This window comes from Parabacteroides sp. AF17-28, from assembly GCF_003479205.1.
GTDB lineage: Bacteria > Bacteroidota > Bacteroidia > Bacteroidales > Tannerellaceae > Parabacteroides > Parabacteroides acidifaciens.
This window is the reverse complement of sequence record NZ_QUGV01000015.1, coordinates 105,297-126,554: the sequence shown is the minus strand read 5'-3', so window position 1 is coordinate 126,554 and position 21,258 is coordinate 105,297. Positions and strand designations below refer to the sequence as shown.

Sequence of the window (21,258 nt, the reverse complement as noted above, 5' to 3'; positions counted from 1 at the left end):
ATACGTCTCTTGTACTACTTGTTGATATGTAAATCTTTCAAAGAACTTGTCGCGTTTTCGTTTAGCGAACGTGGGTGCAAAGATAATAACTTTCTATTTTAACTTCCAAACGTTTTCGGAACTTTTTTCAAAAGTTTTTGTTTCATCACTTATAGACCTGCGTTCTCTCTCGAATGCGGATGCAAAAGTACTGCTCTACAACATAACTTCCAAATCTTTTCAAGACTATTTTTTAACCGATTCGTAACGCCTACTTGCTAAAGTCTGAAATACTGATTGTTATGAATAAAACTTTTTTTCATTCCGCAGAAGCCCCTATTTTCAGTACATGCGCTTCCTTTTATATGCATATAATAATGTACATAAGAATTGTAGAAAATATTCATAACTATGATGTATCTTTGCCTCTACATTGATTATTCATCTAAAAAACTTAATTCTAAATGGAATCAGTAATGAGAAAAACAACAGTCACAGGTTTGTTGACAACTTGCGTCGTATCGCTCGCCATGTTTTCATCGTGTACAGGTGTAGAGCCAAACACACTCACCCAGGAAGAAGTAGCCGAGGGTTGGCAATTGCTTTTTGACGGAAAAACGCTGAACGGCTGGAAAGATTACAACGGGACTACCCTGACACAGCCCTGGCATGTAGTCGACGGATGCATCCAGGCCAAAGGTGACGGCAGCGATGCCAGCGGTTACATCGTAACGGACAAACAATATGAAAACTTTGAGCTGTCCTGGGATTGGAAGCTTTCAAAAGGCGGTAACAGTGGTATGTTGTACCACGTGGTTGAACGCCCTCAGTTTGCGGTTCCTTATGTAACAGGACCCGAATACCAGTTAATCGATGAACCAAACTTCCCTGAACCGTTGGAAGAATGGCAAAAATTAGGTGTGGACTACGCCATGCATCTCCCCGATAAATCAAAAATGAAAGTGAATCCGCAGGGGGAATGGAATAATTCAAAGATTGTCTTTGATAACGGACACGTCGAACACTGGCTGAACGGTGCCAAAATCCTGGAATTTGAAGCCTGGACAGACGACTGGCATGCCAAAAAGAATAGCGGCAAATGGGCAAATGCTCCGGAATACGGTTTGGCAAAGAAAGGTGTACTATGCCTGCAAGACCATGGCTACCCGGCATCTTTCCGCAACATCAAAATCAAGGAACTTCCCCGAAAAACAAAAGAAGTCGAACTCTTCAACGGAGTAGACCTGAAAGGCTGGGAAGCTTACGGAACTGAAAAATGGTACGTAAAAGATGGTCTGTTGATTTGTGAAAGTGGCCCGGATAAAAAATATGGCTACCTGGCAACACGCGATTATTACGATGATTTCGATCTGACTGTAGAATTTAAGCAGGAAGCAGACGGAAACTCAGGCGTATTTATCCGCTCTTTCATCGAGGAAGATGTGAAAGTAAACGGCTGGCAGGTAGAAGTTGCCCCTAAAGGACACGACACGGGCGGCATCTACGAATCATACGGACGCGGTTGGCTGGTCCAGATCCCCGATGAAAAAGAAAACATCCTGAAAGAAGGTGACTGGAATACCATGCGTATCAAAGTACAGGGAGATAATGTCCAAACCTGGTTGAACGGTCAGGAGATGGTTAATATCAACGACGAAAAGATCGGAGCCGGACAGGGACGCATCGCCCTACAAATCCATGATGGCGGCGGTATCAAGGTCCTGTGGAGAAACCTGAAAGTAAAAACGTTATAAATTCTTACCCATAAAAAACAACTCCCGTCCCCAATAATATGAGACGGGAGTTATTTTTTTCATCCTCTACGACCATGTCCTTTACGAGGAGACTGGGAGCGTTGCTTCTCAAGATATTGTTTATACTGATCTTCAGTCAGTATCTTCTTCATTTCAGCATCCCGGTCATTCCGCATGGTTATCATCTTCTCGCGCATCTTTTGGCGATCCGAATCGGCCTGTTTCCTTTCCGCTTTCATCTTGTCTCTGAACTCAGCTTCCACTTTACGGAAATCTGCTGCCTGTTTCTCATCCAATTTCAGATCAGCAATCATCTTTTCACAACGTTGTGCCGGATCACCACCTTTTTTTGCACCCCGTTTGCCACCTTGGGCAAAAACAGAAACCGAACTGATCAAGAGAACCAAACACAATCCTATTACCTTCTTCATAAACTAATTACCTGTTATTAATATTAAACTTGTTTGTTTTAGAAGCGCTTCTGGATAATAGACTTGAAGACGAACGAAAGGTTTAAGCTAATCCGGAGTTATTTTATTATTTAACACAGATTTGCTATTTAACCGGCCCACAGTTAATTCCTTCGGTATCCCATTTCCGAAGGAAAAAATCCAACTTAGTTATAAAACGTTGATAGTCCTTGTTGGAGGCGTCCGTCCATCCTGTTTCCGCATAAGCAGCCAGGCGAGGATATACTTTCAGATTCATGCTCTCGACCGTCGGAATAAACTCTCCCCACATTTGGCATCCCAATCCCAGCACTTTACTCTTCTCTTCTTCCGTCAAGCCTTCAGGTACAGGATTGAAGGAGTATGCTTTATCCAGGGGAATCGATTCATATGAATAATCCAAATAGGTATATTCATGATAAGAATTCACGACATCATATCCTTTCTCAATTGTTTTCCTAACGAGAGCCGTATCTCCTTTCCAGAAATGAACGATCGTACCGGAAGCCAACTCTTGTTTTATACCTTCCGTATCGGCATTCGACTGATATTCATGCAGTCTATCTCCGGTAATTTCATTCCACCCCATCATTCTCTTGCCTTTGGCAGCCAGCATATTGGAAATCTCATTTGTAAAATAGACTTGAAGTTCGGCCGGAGTCTTCAAATTATGCTTTGCCATGTAAGCACGGATTGCCGGGGAGTTTTTCCATTGGTCATACTTCACCTCATCACCTCCGATATGAAATACAGCACCGGGGAATATCGCAATCACCTCATCCGTCACATCGTCCAGAAACTCCATGACTTTCGGATCGGCCACATTAAACACCTCATAATGTACCCCGAATTTACCAGGCACTCGAATCTGTTTCCCGCTTGTTCCCAGCCAGGGATAGGAAGCGATTGCAGCACTGGCATGTCCCGGCATACTCACTTCGGGAACAATCGTTATATGCCGTTTAGCCGCATAATCTACAATTTCTTTCAGATCGTCCTGCGTATAGAAGCCGCCATGACGTTTTCCATCGTACACATCACTCCCAAAATGATTAATTTCGGAAGAATCTCTAAAAGCACCTATCTCCGTCAGTTTCGGATATTTCTTTATTTCGATGCGCCATCCCTGGTCATTGGTCAGATGCCAATGGAAGACATTCATTTTCAGTGCTGCCATTTCATCGAGCAGTTGCTTCACCACTTCCTTACCTTTGAAATAACGTCCTTCATCCAACATAAAAGCACGCCATGAAAAAGCCGGATAATCTGTAACAGTTGCTTTCTGTATCAACAACTTACCGTCTTTTTCTTTGATCACCTGCCGCAAAGTGTGGATACCATTCAAGATGCCGGACGGCGAATTTGCTTTTATTACAATCTTTCCGGATGTTGCATCCAGAACATAGCCCTCTTTTTTATCCGGTAAAACCGCCGGGTCTAATTGCAAGCTTATATCCGCACTTCCACTGCCTTCTTTTAATACAGCTTCGGCAGAAAAATCGGGAAATAGATATAATTGGAGGAACTGTGCTTCATTAGCCAACTCCACGGGATAAGCGACAACCGGCCGGCTTTTCAATTTCACAAGCCCCGGAGTATAGACAATATCCGCAGGTTGGGGAATCACAGCATATTCTTCTACAGGAGGTTCCTGGCAAGAACAAAGAAATGCCAGACAAAGGGAGATAAGAAAACTTGATTTCATAAATATCTGAATTTAAAGTTAGCTCACTGCAACAACAGCATCACAATGAAAGACAAAAATACGCTATTTATCCGATAAGAACCTCTTCAAAACAAGTTTTTATTAAAGCTTTTTCCATAAGACATCTTTTTAATCTTCTTATAAATCAGCTTCTTTCATCAAAAATACAGCCCTTACAAACGCCGCCCAAAAGCGGTTGATTTGCAAGGGCTTAAAAATTATTATTCAAGTATCAGCTACTTGGTGTACCGCTCGTATTTACCGTCGATCATCACATCTTTCACAGCATCCAGATAATCAAATCCATATTTCATGTCCGGCAACAAATAAGCACCTTCCACCCACTCGTTCCAGGCATAGACCGTAATCAGTTTCGGCTGGTCCGGATGTTGGTCGCAATATGTTTTTGCTTTCTGCAGGAAAGCAGCAAAACTCTGCGGAGATTTATTCAGATGGACAACATCTTTCTGGGTCTTATGAGGAAAACGGGGCGTATCGTCCCAACCGATAGATGCATTCGGGAAATACGGAATCGAAACTGCCTCATCCCATTTCTGGAGACGTCCCTGCGCTTCGGTACCCCATTGTATATAATCCTGACGATGCGGGCCACCCCAGTTATATTCCGTTAAACTATTAATACCTAATGCATCTATCTTTTTCAGATAATCTTCATTAGGAACACCTCCGGCCATTAACTGGACATGCAGTCCCGCGAATCCGGCTTTTTTCACTTCATCCCTGAAATAGTCCAACCCTTTACGCGTCTCTTCCAGACTCCCGAATGTTTTAATCAGATTATCCAAACTGAAAACGGAGAACACCGGTTTACCGTCCAACTTCAGATAATTCGGCTGCTTGAAGTATTGGTCGATAACGCGTTTTACAACAATCCTGAAATTCGGCCAGTCGATCGCACCATCCCACAAACGGGAGTTATCTTCTTTGTAACGATGTACATTCCAGTAGTTGCGCGCCACATCGTGGTCCGCCCACATAATATAAAAGTTCATTTTATGATTATTCTTCGCCTTCAGAAAACCATCATTCAAACATCCTTCCAGAAACGGTCCGTTATTAAACCAATACCAGTCAAAGATAAAAGTGTTTACGCCATGATCCGTCGCTGCATCGATCCATTTCTCCATCACTTTGGGATCATTGTCCAGTTCATACCCCCACAAAGGCACTTTCGGCTGGTAATGCCCTTCAAAGCGGGGATTCCCCTTCTTGATAATTTCCCACTCACCGGTTCCATCCGGCCACAACACTTCGTGCCCCATCGGATCGTCATGACAGGAAGGCCAGATATAGGCCGCAACATAGTAATCCGGAACACCAGCTTTATCTCCCGTTTTTTGGGCCTGCACATTCAGACCTCCACAAAGCAATAAACACGCACACAAGATGCAAGAGAACATCCAATTCGATTTATTTTCCATAATATTGCAATTTAAAGATTAATTCCATCCCGGATTCTGTTTCAGATTAGGATTCAAAGTTAATTCATCCTGCGGGATAGAATACAAATAATCCTGCTTATTTCTAAATTGATAACCATTAGGCATTACACTTTTAAAATAGTCGACCAACCCGTTTTCATCCACCTTAGAGCTGAAATCAGGATATTGTGTCAAGTCAACCGGATATCCCTTCGGCCGTTTATCTTTGAACAGCGCACTTGCCGCCCATCTCATATAATCATTATACCGCTGTCCCTCCAACGCTAATTCGACTCTCCTTTCCCTTCGGATTTCATATAGCTCATCCGTAACAGAGTAGCCATAATCCATCTTGTTCTTATCCAAGCTTTGCGCATTAACCGTGAAATCGGGCATTCCAGCACGTTGTCTTAACAAGTTTAAAACCTCATAAGCAACGGAATTATCCAATTCGCACTTGGCTTCCGCATAATTAAGCAAGACTTCGCCGTAACGCAGCAGTATAAGCCCTGTTTCACCCTGGGTTTCCCAAGATTTACCGGCAGCCGGAGAGCTTGGATTAGCCGTCTTTTTTATCTGGAAACCAGTCGGACATAATTGTAATGCACCGCCTTCCATAACCGGCCCGTTAAAATAAGCATTCTCGCCGACAGACATCAAATCTCCCGGAATCCAAACAGTCGATTTCAAACGGACATCACAATCTTCCGCAATTTTCGTCAGAAAAGCATTCCCCTTACTCGTCACCGCCGTATTCAAATAATCATAAGGTTTACCATCCTTTCCCAGGTAGGAAGAGACCAGTTCCCATGTAGCTCCCTTCGAATCGCTATTATAGGTTACAAATCCCTGCGTAGAGTTTCCAGCTCCTTCTGCCGCATTGAATGCCCGATAAAGCAAGACCTCATTGATATCCGACATATTGTCAAAGCCAAACAACTTATAATAATCCTCATCCGGATTACCCGTGCTATAGATACCGACTTGGTAATCACCCTTCATCAATTCTTCAGCCGCCTCCACACAAGCCCTAAAATATTTAACCGGATCAGCCCCAGCCGTCCCGAATTCCGTGCCGGCATGGTATTTTTGCCAGGACCCTTCGAATAAAGCGACACGCGTTTTGAAAGCCAACGCAGCTTCTTTATTAATACGATTATTCCCGACATTCTTTCTCAGTTCGAGATGCGTAACCGCATGATCCAAGTCAGCCAAAATAGAATCAGCTATCAACACGCGGGAATCCCGAGGGCGCATTAGCGCTTCCGTATCATCCATTTGGATGACATGCGAATACCAGGGTACATCTCCGTATTTCTTCAGCAAGTTAAAATAGAACCAGGCACGGAAGAAATAGGCTTCCCCTAAATATTGCTTGTAAGCCTCATACCCACTCGTACATTTGGTGTAATTCTCAAAGAAGATATTCACATTACGGATATTGTTCCACTCCCAGGTCCAGTTGCCAGTGGACTTTGAACGTACACCGTTCATAATCGTACTCGGGCTACCGGAAATCATATTGTCGTTATCCGTAGCCATATCGGCGACCATTTGTGTCCAAGGACAAAATGCAGGATAAAACTGCCGCGTATAATATTCCAATTCGGTCGATGTGCTCCAATAATCATCCATCGTGATTTTATCCAGAGGCTGCAAATCAATAAACTTCTCACATGAACACAATAATGCCATACATGAGATTGCTGTCAATATGAATCGTTTCATAATTTTTTATTCCTTAATAGATTAAACTTAATAAGTCACAGTCAAACCAATCGAATAAATTCGATCCGCACCATAGGTTAAACGTCCTGTCCCTGCTGTTCCGAAATAATCACCGCCGCCACCTTCGGGGAAACCTACCGGAGCAACCGGGTCTATCCCGTTCGGTAATTTCGAGAATGTCAACAAGTTTTCACCGGAGAAATAAATCCTCAGCTTTTCCAAATGCATTTTAGAGGTGACACTACGCGGGAAACTATATCCCAACTGTACGTTCTGCAAACGTAAGTAAGCCGCATTCTGCAAATAGCGCGTATTCGCGTTATTCTTGTTTTTAGCCTCTTCCGTGCTATTGAGGTAAGGTCTGGGCCAATAAGCATCCGTATTGATGTTGGCATCGCCTTCATACAATCCACTGTATTTCGTACCCGGTTGATCCCTGAAGTAATCCAGATGTCCGGGAGTCAGGCATGATTCCCACCAGCCATTGGTAAAGCCCCAGTAGATATTAGACATACGGTAGAAATACATGTCTTTTTTAGCCACACCTTTCCAAAGCATCGAAAAGTCAAATCCTTTATAAGAGACACCTCCGTTGATCGTATATTGATAATGGGGCTGGTCGTTACCGATAATCGACAAATCGCCATGATCGCCGATCGTGTTGGTACCGTTGTTCACTTTACCGTCATTGTTGGTATCTTCAAACTTCAAATCTCCGGTATTCCAGTTGGCAGCGATATGAGTCAAATCAACTTTAGAGAGGTAAGAATCCAAGTCTTCTTTCGTACGGAACAGATCATTTACCGTATATCCCCAAATATCACCGACTTCAGCACCTTCGTACCAGGTAGATAACGTCCCAGTCGGATTAAAGTATTTCGTAACAACGGACTTATAATCATACAGGCTTGCACCGATGTTATACGACAGTCCGTTTTCCAATGTTTGTTTCCAGTTCACACTGATTTCCCACCCCCGGGTTCTCAGCGTCGAGTTATTTTCTCTCGGAACATTTGCTCCTAACACACCCGGCATCGCCTGCGACGGGCCGACCATATCCGTTGTCCGCCGTTCAAACCAATCCGCCGTTGCAGACAGACGGTTATTCAGGAAAGACATATCCACACCGACATTCGTCGTCGTTGCCGTTTCCCATGTCAGATTTCTGTTTACCAAACCCGGCGCAGATGTATATCCGACCGGTTTAGTAGAGCCGTAATTAAAAATCCAATTCAATTTATCGGAAGAGATAGGGATCAGCTCCAAGTCGCTGTACGGAGAAATATTCTGATTTCCCAACTGTCCCCAAGAGGCACGAATCTTCATCGTATTGACATACGGTTCGATATTTTTCCAGAACGGTTCATTATACAAATTCCAACCGGCAGAGAACGAAGGGAATACGCCCCATCTCTTTCCGTCACGGAAAACGTACGAGCCATCATAACGGGCATTTGCTTCAAACAAATACCTTTCCTTGTAGTTATAGTTCACTCTCGCGAAGTAACTTTCCGTAGAATTATGAGCCAGGGCTTCAGACAAAAGGGCATCGCCTGTGGCATTCGGGAATGACGGGACTTTTTCCGAAATCAGATCCGTCTTATATCCTTGCACCCAAGATTCGTCGCCCCGTTCGAACTGCATACCGGTCAATACGGTAAAGTTATGATCCTCATTGATATTAAAATCATAAGAAGTAAAGATATTGGTGGTCCAGTATTTCTTGATATACTTCCTGCGAAGCAAATTATTCGGGATACTTATACCATTCTCGTAAGGCTGATTATTAACATCATAAGTATAAATATACTTTTCCACATTCGATATTTCCTGATTATAGACATTATAAGCAAAATCAGCATTGATCTTCCATCCTTTCAGAGGACGAATTTCCATCCGGAAATTATTCCAGTAATCGATATCATCCTGTTTATCCGTTCCCGACTCTATCGAAGGTATATGGGATTCAAACATATAATTGCCAAAACCGTCATAGAGAGGAGTAATCGGATAGTTTCGGGAAATATGGCGATACATAAAAGAATAATCCCCCTCCTTAGTCATATTAGGTTTTTCCCTGATTTTCTTCGCGAAACGCGTCTCATAGCCAAAATCCCACCAATCGGTAATAGCCACACTGATCTTACCCAACGTGTTGAGTCTCTTAAAATAGTCCGTACCGAAGTTCAGGACACTGCTGTCATCCATATAACCGGCAGAGAAATAATAGGACACCTTATCCGTACCGCCATGCAAGGAGATATCATGCTTCTGGTTCACACTATTTCCGAAATAGATATCCCACCAATCGGTATTGGCATAATTGAGGTTCGCATTATTCCAAACGTTACCTTCCGGCATCGCGCCAAAAATCGTTGCCCCGTCCGGCCAGTTAGGAATCGAATTCCGGATATAATCGAAATCACCCTTCTGGTATGCAATGACACGGTCAATGGTTTCGTTGCTAAACGGGTGTCCTCCCATATTGTCTCCCGCCTCGTTCAAGACACGGGTCCATGTGTATGAATCCAGGCTTTCCGGCAATTTTTGTGCAGTCTTTACAATCAGGTTGCCCGTATAGGAAACGCTTACTTTCTCATTCCGTTTCCCTTTTTTCGTCGTAATCAGGATCACGCCGTATGGGGCTCTCGCTCCGTAAATAGCTGAAGCGGCCGCATCTTTTAAAACTGAAACGGACTCGATATCTTCCGGGTTCAGATTGTTCAGATCACCGGGAAAACCATCTATCACAACGTAAGGCGAGCCACCGTTCAAGGACCCCATACCACGGATCGAGATATTCATCGTGGCTCCGGGTTCAAACCCATTCTGGGTACCGATATCAAAATTAAAACCGGGAGCCGCACCCTGTAACAGCTGCGACACGGTCGATGCCTGGCGGTCTTTAAAGTCCTTATCGGAAATCACATTGACGGCGCCCGTCAGGTTCACCTTTTTTTGAGTTCCGTAACCGACGACCACGACTTCATCCAGTGTTTTGGAATCTTCGAGAAGACTTATATCGAGACTCTTTTTATTCCCTACCGGAATCTCACGTGACATATATCCGATAAACGAGACTAACAGGATATCCGTATCGGCAACCTCCAATGTGAAATTTCCGTTCAGGTCTGTCACCGTGCCGTTTGTCGTTCCTTTCACGACCACATTGGCTCCGATCACAGGTTCTCCACTCTGGTCTTTCACGATACCTTTCAATAGCTTTGTGTCTTGCTGGGGAAGGGTTCCTTTCTTCATTAACAAGATGTTATTACCCTCCATGACATAGACAATATCCAAATTCCGGAAAATCTGGTTCAACACATTGAATACAGAGACGTCCGAAGCATTGAAAGAGATCCGGTGGTTCAAATCGACCTTTTCGTTGTTATAGACGAAAAGGAAATCTGTCTGTTCTTCTATCTGATTAATAATCTCTTTGACTGTCAATTCATTCGCAACAATATTGACGCGAGCAGTCTGAGAATTCACATTTACGGAAAAAACAGTAGAAGCGCATAATAATAACAAGCTTAAGATTAACTTCATCACTCTACATAGATGTTTAAATTCACTTAATAACAAGGGATAGTCTATCCCCGCATACTTTTTTTTCATAACTTTGCACTTTCAAAATGTTAGTACTGATTTAATTACAGGTTACGTCAGCAGGCTGACATTAGGCCGGATTATGCTGGAACCATAATCCGGTTTTACATTTAATCGACTTCACTTACTCCATAGGCAGTTTATTTTATAGTTATCAGATTCAATTCGTTATCTTTTACATAAGTAAATTTATGCTCCAACTGAAGCACTTTCAAGACTTGTTCAACCCCGTCTTTTACACGGAATTTACCGGAATACCGCTCTTTCAGGAAAGGCAGGTCCGCCACATCTATTCGGATATCGTAATACAGACGCAGCTTATCGATGATAATGCCTATCGACTGATTATTAAAGCACAGCAAACCTTCTTTCCACTTAAAGTAATCCATGTATCCTATCGGAGCTGAAACATATTTACCATCCTTATAATAAACTTGTTCCCCGGCTGTCATCCTATACTTCCGGGAAAGATCCGGAGCACTGAGTTCGACGCTTCCCCGCAGCAATGAAATATTAAATTCCCCCACTTCCGAATAGGCCAACACATTAAACTCCGTCCCCAAGACCTTTACATCCATTGATTTCGTTTTAACTATAAAAGGGCTTTCATCATCATGCCTGACATCGAAATAGGCTTCACCGTCGAGTTCTACCTGCCGACTTCCCTGTCGGAAGTTAACCGGATAGACTAACTTTGAATGAGCATTCAGCCAAACCTTCGTACTGTCCGGCAACGTCAACTCGGCACGCTGTCCGGCCGGAACATATAAGGTCTGATACAAAAGAGGGGGATCTTCTACTATTTCCTTTTGCAGCAAGGAGTTTACGCCTAACAAGATTAAGGCGATAGCCGCCACTTTCAATAATTCTTTTACTATGCTGCGAAAAACGACCCGATATCCTTTTTTCTTTTTTTGTCCCTGTATCGATTGGTTAAGGATGGAAATATCATACAGCTTATGCAAAGCCATAAATTCTTTCACGTGATTTTCATCCGCATCCAACCAATCCACAACAGTCTCTACGTCATCAGACGAGATCGTTCCATCTACATATTTCTGTAATAGTTTCTTATCCATCTTTTTTTACCTCTTAATAGAAGAGACAACACATAGATGGAAATCCCTAAAACAAAATCGTCATTTCTCGAAATATTTTATCGCATAAATAAAAAGTAAAAAAGAGGAAGATATTCTTTCAACGCGACTCGCAAGAGTTTCAACGCTTTTGTGATGTGATACTCAACACTTTTTGTACTGAGAGAGAGTTCTTGGGCTATTTCTTTCACGGGGATGGATTCATAGCGGCTCATCTCAAAGATACGCCGGGTTTGTTCGGGCAAGGATTGCAAGGTTTTTTCTACGATCCCGGTTATTTCAGAAGAATAGATTTCTTCCGGATCACAAGCTTGCAAAGTGGTTATCCTGTAATTTAAGTCGCGGATCATTTTAGATGAGATCGATTCTGTTGCAGAATCTTTCACCGTCTGGTGTTTCAGATAATTCAACGCCCCATTTTTTAAAATAGCCAGAAGCAGTGACATGGGATGTTCTACGGTTTCTTTTTTAGTGGTTTCCCAAAAACGGATCAACGCTTCCGAAACAATATCTTCTGCAACCATATCATCCCGGACATACGATTTCACAAACAGAAACGACCGCTTGTAGTAATTGGTATATATATCACTAAAACTAATGGTATTCATTTTCCAGACAGATCTCCAATGAATTCTTTTTTGCAAATGTAATCTTTTTTAAGAAGAATGTTTACCGCATCCGGTTCAAAATATATGTCCGGTCCATATAGTGATGAAAAAAATAAAGCCCCGAAGATGTTTGACCACCTCCGGGGCTTATCTTTTGTATGCTTTCGTCCTTCACAGGGTTACCGGCTACATTGAACTTTTTAAATTCAATATACTTTAGTATTATTAATATTAAACTTGACCGCTTGTTCGCCTGTCACAGGGTAATTGGGGCGCAAGCCCCGCGCGGCCTGTTTTAGAATTATTTGATTATAATTTCATTCTTATTTTACGATTGCTTTTACAGCTTCTTCGCCTTCGATAGCTACAACTACTACGCCTTGAGGAGCAGCGATGGTTGCGTTGTCAGAAGCGATCACTGTGTTAGCGATTGTCTGGCCTAAGATGTTGCTTACGACAACTTTCTTGCCCTGTGCACCGATTACCTGAATAGCACCGTTGGTAGCAATCACCTTCACTTCTGATACAGAAGGAGCTGCTTCGTTAGCTGTCGGAGCAGATTCAGTGAACATCTGACCTTCGCCATCAGAAAGAACTGCAACACCGTTCAGGATTGCCAGGTTACCATCGGCTGCTACGATAGAATATTCGCTCTTGTTTTCTTTAGAAACCTTGAACGAGAATGTAGCAGGCATAGCTACCAGGCTTTCGAATGCTTTATTCTTAGCAGACTGCAGTGTATCTGCATCTGTTGCATTCGGACGTTCGATAATCAGAGAATCACCGATGTGGCTTGCAGCAACAAAGCCTAATCTCGGCATATCGTTATAAGAATACATTTCTTTGTGAGCAGCGTCTACAGCGGCAGAGTCTTTCATGGATACCAGGAACAGACCCTTAGTCGTATCGGCAGCCGTTGCAGCGAATGTTACGTCCTGACCGATCAGATACAACGGTTGAACGTTGTTTTCACGGTTTACATAAGCTGTGTCGATAGCCATACGGAAAGCAGCAGGATCATCCAAAGAAGCCTTCAGGTCTGTCAGCTGACGTTCAGCCAGGAAGCCGTCTACGTTTGCCAACATAAAGCCTTCGTCGCCAGCCTTGTGGAACTCACGGTGAGTCGGTTTGTCTGCGATCATCTTATATTCGGGAGCTTCTTCCGGAACGATATAGAATGTGCTGCTGATAGTCGGTTCGCCGATAGTAGCCAAGCCTGTCTGAGCGTTGATCATGATCTGTCCTGCAGGAACTAATGCGCCGTCATGCGTACCATAGAATACATAAGTAGAATCCGTACCGATGGCTTTCATCAAACCGCTTATTACGTAAATTTCATCAGCAACAGGGGAAGCCAATGTTACAACATCATTCTTGATGTTCTGAGCAACATAGTTACCATCCAAAGATTTAACCTTATATTCTTCGCGATACAATGTATCAACGCCTTCAACCATTGCGCCATAGGCTACTTCATTAACATCTACTTCAAAACGGAAACGCTGTTCGTTGTCCATCAAAGCAACAGTAGAGTCTTTCTTCATCGCAAGGAACTTGTCAGCTGTCAGCGTAGAAGCAGAAGCGAAAGCATAAGACATATTCTTCAGGTCGCCTGCAGAGATATGTTTGAAACCATCATACTGGTGGCCACCCTTAGCAGCGATCTCAGCATCAACCAACTTGATTGTGTCACCATCGACAGCATATACATTTTCTTTGCCTGCTACTTTATAGAATGCACCAGAGATAGTAACATCTGCTGCTTCACGGTTCATCAATGTATAAGTACCGCCTGCGATTTCTTTCTTCATTACCCATTGAGTATAAGGAAGAGCCTTGTCGCCTTTCACGTTAGCAACGATCTTATCATTAAGTTTTGCATTGTCCAAGATATAAGACCAACCAGTCTTCACTGTGCCGTCTTGTTTAGCCACTTTAGCATCCTGTACGAAATAAACCTTCTTCAAGTCAGCAGCCGGGAAAATAAATGCATCAGCATCAACAGCCGGATTGCCGTTCTTTGAGAACTGGATAAGGGCTTCTTTGCCGGTACCCGGAGCTGTAATCGTTGAAGCCAAGTTCAATACGGTTACGTTGGTAAGGGTGGTAAGTTGTACTTGTGCAGGTGTAGTATTAAGAGCTGCAGGAGTTACAACATCACCATCGAAGTAGTTTTCGCTTGAACCACTTTGTGCCTTTTGAGGTTCGCCTGTAGTAGTCAGTACCAATGAATCCTGGCCGGCATAATATTCAGCTTTAAACTGATAGTAACCGACAGCTTTCTTTGTACCACCAGTTGTCACAGAACTATTATCTTTCAATGTATCCAGCATCAGCATAAAGCCACCACCTTCAAACTTGTTGGTATCGACAGCCAGGTACCAGTCTTTCATTTCTTCAGAACCATCAGCTTTTTTACCTTTAGTCTGGGCTTTGTCTGATTTGAAAGAGAGATATGAACCATTTGCCACAGCCGTAAACTTATGAGCCGTCAACGGGTTCTTTTCGCCCTGTTTATTCTTAGCGGTTGCATCTTTGCCACCGTTGAAGTACAGTTGGAAAGCAGCAGTTCCTAAATCAGAAGCTTTCAATGTGAACTTCAGGGCTGTTGCACGCTGTTCAGCGGTGAAACCGTCGGTTAAAGCTAATTGATTGTCAGAATGAACAGAGATAGCACTACCTTTTGCTCTAAACAAAGCAATTGTAGTACCATCTTTTGCTAAAGTATAAGTAGAGTCTAAGGCTGCATTGTAAGTGTACAACTGACCGGTAGTCTCGTCCCATGCCCATTCTGTAATGGCATTCTTATCAGACAATTCAACAGCAACAGCCTTACTAGAAACTGCAGCAGTAGACCCAGCTTCTATTGCCACCTTACGGTTAACAGACAGCGGAGTTCCTGTTGTATTGTTTATGAAAGAATAGAGCTTGCTACCTGTAGAGGTAGTCTTAATGGCTGAGACTGTCCACATAGCTGGCTTAACGTCTGCATAATCAGGAGTTGTCATAGCTGTTCCTAATTTTAAAGTAGCTCCATCTACTTCAAGGCCTGTAGTTCCTGTAAAAGTAGGCGTTGATCCATCAAAGCTACTTGTAGTAACCCCTAACAAAACACTCACCCCTGCCTTGTCAATGCCCTGAGGACCTTTAACCTGAGCAGCAGCCTGTGCAGTCGTGAATGAACTTGCTGCTAAACCAAAGGCAGCAGCCAGAGTAAAAAACTTCTTGTTCATAATTTAATAATTTAATTAGTAATAAAACTTATGTGTTATATAATGTATAGCATTCTGTAAATGTTAACGACTGTATTTTGACTACAAATACGTACGTTTAAATTCGTCATTTTTTGAGGGGTTTTTGGAGTTTGTCGTGAAAAGCGGTATTTTCGTCCTTATTTAGTTATCTAATTGATAAGAAAGGACATAGAAAAAGGAAAAAACTTTGAGAAAAGGATTGCAGGTTTAAAAAGTATGCGTAAATTTGTGACGAATTTAAACGTACGTTTTTTTTCGTCATTTCGCTTTTGTCTCCTATCTTTTTTATTCCCAATCAGTTACAAGTCAAAAACAGGTCGTTTTTACCCCTAAAAAACGGGCTTTTTCGCGTTCTCCCGTCTTCGCCCATATATTTCTTATTTATAATGACTTACACCCCTTTCATTCAAGTAGTGCTCGAAGTGCAAATTTGTTGTTTTTGAAGGGATAGGGCGAAAAAGGGGGTAAAAAGAGGCAAAAACAACTTATAGGTTTACCTAAAACCAGGACACATGAGACTCCCGCAAACCGAAAATTACAATAACCCCCTCTTTCAGGCATTTTTCTATTTCGTCCGAAATCTTGATCGATTTTGGTTTGACTCTTTTCATGGTTTTAAGCTGATCGAATGACAATAGAAAAAATGAGGTGCGCAGCCCATTCCGGAAAGCGTACAATTTGATTGCCGAAAGCCGGAAACGCCGACAATGTGATAAACCTCAACTCCCGGAGAATCGAATATTTGAAAATAAAACGGACGGCGTTCCAAATATCCCAAGGAAATTCAGGGGCTTTTTTGCCCTAAAGACGGTCCTCTTCCCAATTACGACCGTCTAAATCGCCATTACGACCGTCCTAATCTTCGCGAGGTGCCGAGTGCACTACACATTAGCACGGTCGTAATGGCAAAGAGGACGGTCGTAATTGGGGAAAACGCTCAAAAAAGGCGAAAAAGTCCCTTTTTGAGGTCAAAAAAGCGGATTAACATTTCTTCGCTTTCGGCTCTCTTCCAAGCCTTAAAAATACGTTTTATACAATAAGCCCTTATTTTGACAGCGCGCTAAAAAGCTTTTTGTGGACATTCCGGTGTGATGTCTTCAACTGATTGGAATGCGGATCATGACAGGTGATACAGGACATATCCTTGAAATCTCCTATAGTTGTTTTGTCATCTCCGGAACCCAACTGGTGATTCGTGCCCGGAGCGTGACATTGCATACACAGCAAAGTATTGGCATCCTTTATTTCAGCAACAAGGGAATCGCCTGCAAATATCTGTTCTTTCAGCAACTTATCCGCCGGCATATGCCGTTTATCGGCACGCATATAGAGAGCTGTCGGAGGATATTTGGCTTTTTGGGCCAATGCGCCGCGGGAAGCTTCGTCCATATCCTTATAATTCATACCTCTGGGCTGTTCGTGGTGAACCTGGTGGCAGGCAAGGCACGTGATGGCCGGTTTATCCATCTGGGAGGCGTCTTTGATATGCCAGTCTTCCGGCCCGCCTTCCAACGCCATCAAGTCGTCTATATCCCCGTCATAAAACATACCATGGCAACGGAAACAATCCCAGTATGGCCTTTCCATCTTATTATGTTCGACATCCATAAAAATATCCTTGTAAGTAGTGGAGTGAGCACCCGACATCCACGATGCCTGTTCAGCCTGATGGCATTCCGCACACCGGTTGGCAAGGGCCAAAGATTGCTTTTCCGCCAAATGGATATCTTCGAAAGTCTTTTTCGTGGTGAAATGTTTATAAACCATATTCAGCTTTTCAGACATGCTGTTGAAGCTTTCGAGAGCCGTACCGTGACAGTCGGTACAGGTGACATCTGCATGGGCCGACTGTTCCCACTTTGCACATGCCGTGCTTATTTCATGGCATCGGGCACAAGTATAGTCGGGGTCCAACCGGTTCCATGTGGCATAAGAGGCAGCTATCACGACAAGAACAGCCGCCGGCAGTATTCCCCAATAAAGTATTTTCTTTTTCATTCAAGTATCTTTTTTGTTTTACTTTGTTTTTACTCCCGTCCATTTCTCCACAATATGCTCGCCTATGCGGAAAGCCAGAGCCATAATTGTCAGAACCGGGTTTAAGCCGCCATTCGTCACATGGATGCTACCATCCGCTATATAGAGATTTTCCATATCATGTATTCTGCCATAAGAGTCGGTGACAGATGTCGCCGGATCGTTACCCATGCGGCATGTTCCGGCCTGATGCTGTCCGCCGCTTTGCTCGCCCGTTCCGCCGCCGTAACGCCAAGTCTGCACAGCTCCCGCCGCTTTCAATATCTCGTCCGCTTTAGCCGCAAGGAAATCACAATGTTTTGCATCCAACGGATGATGCCCTCCTGAAAATTCGGCAACAGGAACTCCCCAATAGTCTTTCACATCCTCCGCAACAGTCACCCGCGCCTCAAAAAGGGGCATTTCCTGGATAGGGCCGAACAGGCGTCCGATACGGTTATAGTTCTCCCGTTGGAACTTTTTGTGTTCTTTTCCCCATTGAGGTGCACCGGGCGGACGATGTCCGGAAAAAGAATAAGGCCCCATATAGAACTCGTTGGCGAGCAATCCGCCCCCGATAATTCCTTCATTATGATGGTTGTAATCCATAATACCCATCGACGTATTGGGACCGGTCGTCACATCCAGGATATCGAAGTCGAACAATCCGGATGCACCCGTATAGGAATGTCCTTGAAAATTGCGCCCGACCCAGTCATTATTATTACCGATCCCGTTGGGGAACTCCGGAGATTTGGAGTTCAGCAGCAAACGGGCCGTTTCAGCAGCCGACGCGGCAATCACGACAATATCGGCTTCTATCGTTTGGGACTTGTCGTTTTCATCAAAATAAGAGACGCCGACCGCACGCCCTTTTCCGTCGGTATGCACTTTGTAGACCTTGCAATTGGTCCTCACCGTGCAATTCCCGGTTTGCATGGCAACGGGGATTACGGTATTATGCGTGCCGTTTTTGGCATTCACCGGACAGGCAAAGCCGACACAGTATCGGTTTCTGATACAAGCGCCCCGTCCATTATAGGGAACCGAGTTACGAAGCATCGGGACATAAAAAGGATGAAGCCCGATCTTTTTACACATCTCCGCCAGATAGCCGCCTTCCTTGCTATATTCAAACGGGGGCATCGGATAAGGAACGTGCCGATTCGGTGCGAACGGGTTGTCGGACATATCTCCTGCAACACCGATCTCGCGCTCCGCCTTGTCATAATAGGGAGCCAAGTCGTCGTAAGAAATCGGCCAGTCTTCCAGAGTCGAGCCTTCCACCGCTCCATAGGTCGATTTCATCTTAAAATCTTCCGGCATGAAGCGCCACGCCATCGCGCCATAGGAAACAGTACCGGAACCTACGCAAGCCGCCACATGATTGACGGCATAATCGGCCACCCACCGTTTTCCATCCAACGAATTGATGACTCTCGGATTTTTTTTACCATCGGGTCCAAAAGACGCACCCAAATCCTGTACACGCTGGGAAATCAGCTCGTCATTGAAATGCTTATCGTAAGAGGGCCAGTCTCCACGTTCAAAAAGGGTAACTTTAATATGATTAGATGCCAGTTCTTTTGCCACGATTCCACCTCCGGCGCCGGCGCCTACGACGATTGCTGTATATTGTTTATTTGCCATACCTGTTTTGTCCTACTAAAAATGGATAATCTAATTTCATCATGCGATAGCTGACGTAGTCTTTATTCCCCCCGTGATGTGGCGGGCCGTAGAAGCCCTGCATAGTGTGCTGGCGCACCATCCAAAAGAAACCGGATTGAGAGATATCCTGCCAATACTTCTCCGGCAGCTTATTCGATTCCATATCCTGCAAGACTTTTGTCTGCACATCCCACTCCAAGGCTACAAAGTTTTTCCCCAGAATTTCTTTACAATAGGCATTCACTGCCTTTACACCGGCCTCATAACGCGCCTTTTGTTCCGGGAAACGTTGATACAGCTGTTTATCAATATAGTTCAACACTCCGGCATCCAACGCCCCGGGATATTCATCCGTAGGAATAATCTGTTCACAAATCGCCCCGATACAACCGGCCTGTTCTTCGGTGAAGGAAACAAAGGACTGCCTTCCCTTTTTCAAATCACAGGCAGGCAGTAGAAGTAAACTTCCATATAAAGCAATGCACTGCTTTATAAATTTTCGTCGGTTACATCTCATAATATATAAATTTAAGTAGTTATATCCATTTTAGTTATCCCCCTTTATATAAAGAGTAATATAAGGCTACATTTCCCTAAAAGGATTCACAAAAATTGTCGACTTTTTTGTTTTATACAGAATAACATACCCACACCGGGCAAACAAAAAAACTTCCGCCTCATAATGAGAGACGGAAGCTCTTTTTGTTCATCCTATGTTCTTTACAAAGGCAAACCCCAGTTGCATTTTATTTTTCCAGATTCTTTTTCCGAGTCAACGCTTCTAAGAAATAATAATCAGCATAAACGATTGGCACATCAATTTCTGTTCCTGCTGGTTTATGGCCGGTGCTTGAACGCAATAAGAAACCATATCCCTGATTTAAAGAAACCATATACGATTCTGTCAAATTCTTCAAAATTGTATCAGCCCATTCTTTATATTGCTTACCCTTATCTGAAAAAGTAGAAAGCTCATATAAAGCAGATGCCGTTATAGTGGCAGCCGATACATCTCGGGGTGAGGCAGGGATTTCCGGATCATTATAGTCCCAATAAGGGATTAAGTCCGACGGGATATTAGGATGATTAAAGATAAAAGAAGCAATCTGCTCGGCCTGTTTTAAATATCTCCTGTCATTCGTTTCCCTGTAACACATCGTATAGCCATATAATCCCCATGCTTGCCCGCGTGCCCAAGCAGACTCATGCGCATAACCTTGATGTGTATGTTTATTTCGAACGTTGCCGGTTATAGTATCATAATCAATAACATGATAAGAGCTATAATCCTTTCTGAAATGATTCTTCATCGTATTATCAGCATGTGTTACTGCTATTTTATAAAATGTAGAATCGCCGGAAGCTTTAGTCGCCCAAAACAGATATTCAAGATTCATCATATTATCTATAATAACCGGATACTCCCATTTGTCGCCATTATGGTCCCAGGAACGAATACAGCCGACTACCGGATTAAAACGAGAAGCTAAAGAGTTCGCCCCCTCCAGTAAAACCTGTTTATATTTTTCAGATTGCTCCAAACGATATCCGTTTCCATAACTGCAATATAGCATAAAGCCCAGATCATGAGTTCCCGTATATGATTTTAAGGGTTCCAATAATTCAGTTTGAAACTCGGCCTTCTCTTTCCAGAAGTTATCCTTTGTATATTCATACATATACCAAAGTTCACCGGGGAAAAAACCACTACACCAATCCCGGGCACGAACTAAACGCAAAGAGCCGTCAGCCTGAATATTACGAGGGGAAGGTAATTCTTCCGGCGTCTTTCCCAAAGAATTCCGAACATTCTCGACCTCAGTCAAAGCATAACGTAACTGTTTGTCTGCAAAAGAAAAATCCTGACTTACCAAATCACTCGCTCTTTCTCCCGAACAGGAAAGAGCTATTAACCCCATGCAGATAAAGGAGGATACTTTTTTCAT

General features: G+C 43.5%; 13 protein-coding genes. 1 reads left to right on the top strand and 12 read right to left on the bottom strand.

Going from position 1 to position 21,258, the window contains the following annotated elements; genetic code table 11:
- Positions 1-443 precede the first annotated feature (443 nt).
- Complete coding sequence (locus DWW90_RS12390; protein ID WP_122345189.1) at positions 444-1,733, top strand: DUF1080 domain-containing protein; 1,290 nt, start codon at positions 444-446, stop codon at positions 1,731-1,733.
- Between the two features lie 59 nt (positions 1,734-1,792).
- On the opposite strand, the gene DWW90_RS12385 is transcribed toward DWW90_RS12390, so the two are convergent.
- The 12 genes from DWW90_RS12385 to DWW90_RS12330 form a co-directional block, all read right to left on the bottom strand.
- Positions 1,793-2,164 carry a periplasmic heavy metal sensor gene (locus DWW90_RS12385; RefSeq protein WP_115501256.1) on the bottom strand — a complete coding sequence of 124 codons (372 nt, stop codon included), beginning with the start codon at positions 2,162-2,164 and terminating at the stop codon, positions 1,793-1,795.
- 124 nt (positions 2,165-2,288) lie between these two features.
- The gene (locus DWW90_RS12380; protein WP_122345188.1) at positions 2,289-3,887 is read right to left on the bottom strand and encodes a beta-N-acetylhexosaminidase; all 1,599 of its coding nucleotides are present in this window, start codon (positions 3,885-3,887) and stop codon (positions 2,289-2,291) included.
- 236 nt (positions 3,888-4,123) lie between these two features.
- Entirely contained in the window at positions 4,124-5,329 is a 1,206-nt protein-coding gene (locus DWW90_RS12375) for a glycoside hydrolase family 99-like domain-containing protein (RefSeq protein ID WP_122333298.1), read from the bottom strand.
- An 18-nt stretch (positions 5,330-5,347) separates the two neighbouring features.
- The gene (locus tag DWW90_RS12370) at positions 5,348-7,057 is read right to left on the bottom strand and encodes a RagB/SusD family nutrient uptake outer membrane protein (protein WP_233547737.1); all 1,710 of its coding nucleotides are present in this window, start codon (positions 7,055-7,057) and stop codon (positions 5,348-5,350) included.
- A 27-nt stretch (positions 7,058-7,084) separates the two neighbouring features.
- Positions 7,085-10,606 carry a TonB-dependent receptor gene (locus tag DWW90_RS12365; RefSeq protein ID WP_158582840.1) on the bottom strand — a complete coding sequence of 1,174 codons (3,522 nt, stop codon included), beginning with the start codon at positions 10,604-10,606 and terminating at the stop codon, positions 7,085-7,087.
- Between the two features lie 200 nt (positions 10,607-10,806).
- On the bottom strand, positions 10,807-11,745 hold the full coding sequence (locus DWW90_RS12360) for a FecR family protein (RefSeq protein WP_122345186.1): 939 nt from the start codon (positions 11,743-11,745) through the stop codon (positions 10,807-10,809).
- 77 nt (positions 11,746-11,822) lie between these two features.
- Positions 11,823-12,371, bottom strand: coding sequence for an RNA polymerase sigma-70 factor (locus tag DWW90_RS12355; RefSeq protein WP_122333302.1), 549 nt, complete (start codon positions 12,369-12,371; stop codon positions 11,823-11,825).
- A 323-nt stretch (positions 12,372-12,694) separates the two neighbouring features.
- Positions 12,695-15,604: a DUF6383 domain-containing protein gene (locus DWW90_RS20995; RefSeq protein ID WP_122345185.1), complete on the bottom strand. Its 2,910-nt coding sequence runs from the start codon at positions 15,602-15,604 to the stop codon at positions 12,695-12,697.
- Positions 15,605-16,669: 1,065 nt separating this feature from the next.
- Entirely contained in the window at positions 16,670-17,623 is a 954-nt protein-coding gene (locus DWW90_RS12345; protein WP_122345184.1) for a multiheme c-type cytochrome, read from the bottom strand.
- Positions 17,624-17,641: 18 nt separating this feature from the next.
- A complete protein-coding gene (locus tag DWW90_RS12340) occupies positions 17,642-19,291 on the bottom strand; it encodes a GMC family oxidoreductase (protein ID WP_122345183.1) in 1,650 nt (549 codons plus the stop codon).
- The gene (locus DWW90_RS12335) at positions 19,281-19,829 is read right to left on the bottom strand and encodes a gluconate 2-dehydrogenase subunit 3 family protein (RefSeq protein WP_115499675.1); all 549 of its coding nucleotides are present in this window, start codon (positions 19,827-19,829) and stop codon (positions 19,281-19,283) included. The genes DWW90_RS12340 and DWW90_RS12335 overlap by 11 nt, the downstream gene beginning before the upstream one ends.
- A gap of 229 nt (positions 19,830-20,058) precedes the next feature.
- On the bottom strand, positions 20,059-21,258 hold the full coding sequence (locus DWW90_RS12330; protein ID WP_199662196.1) for a glycoside hydrolase family 88 protein: 1,200 nt from the start codon (positions 21,256-21,258) through the stop codon (positions 20,059-20,061).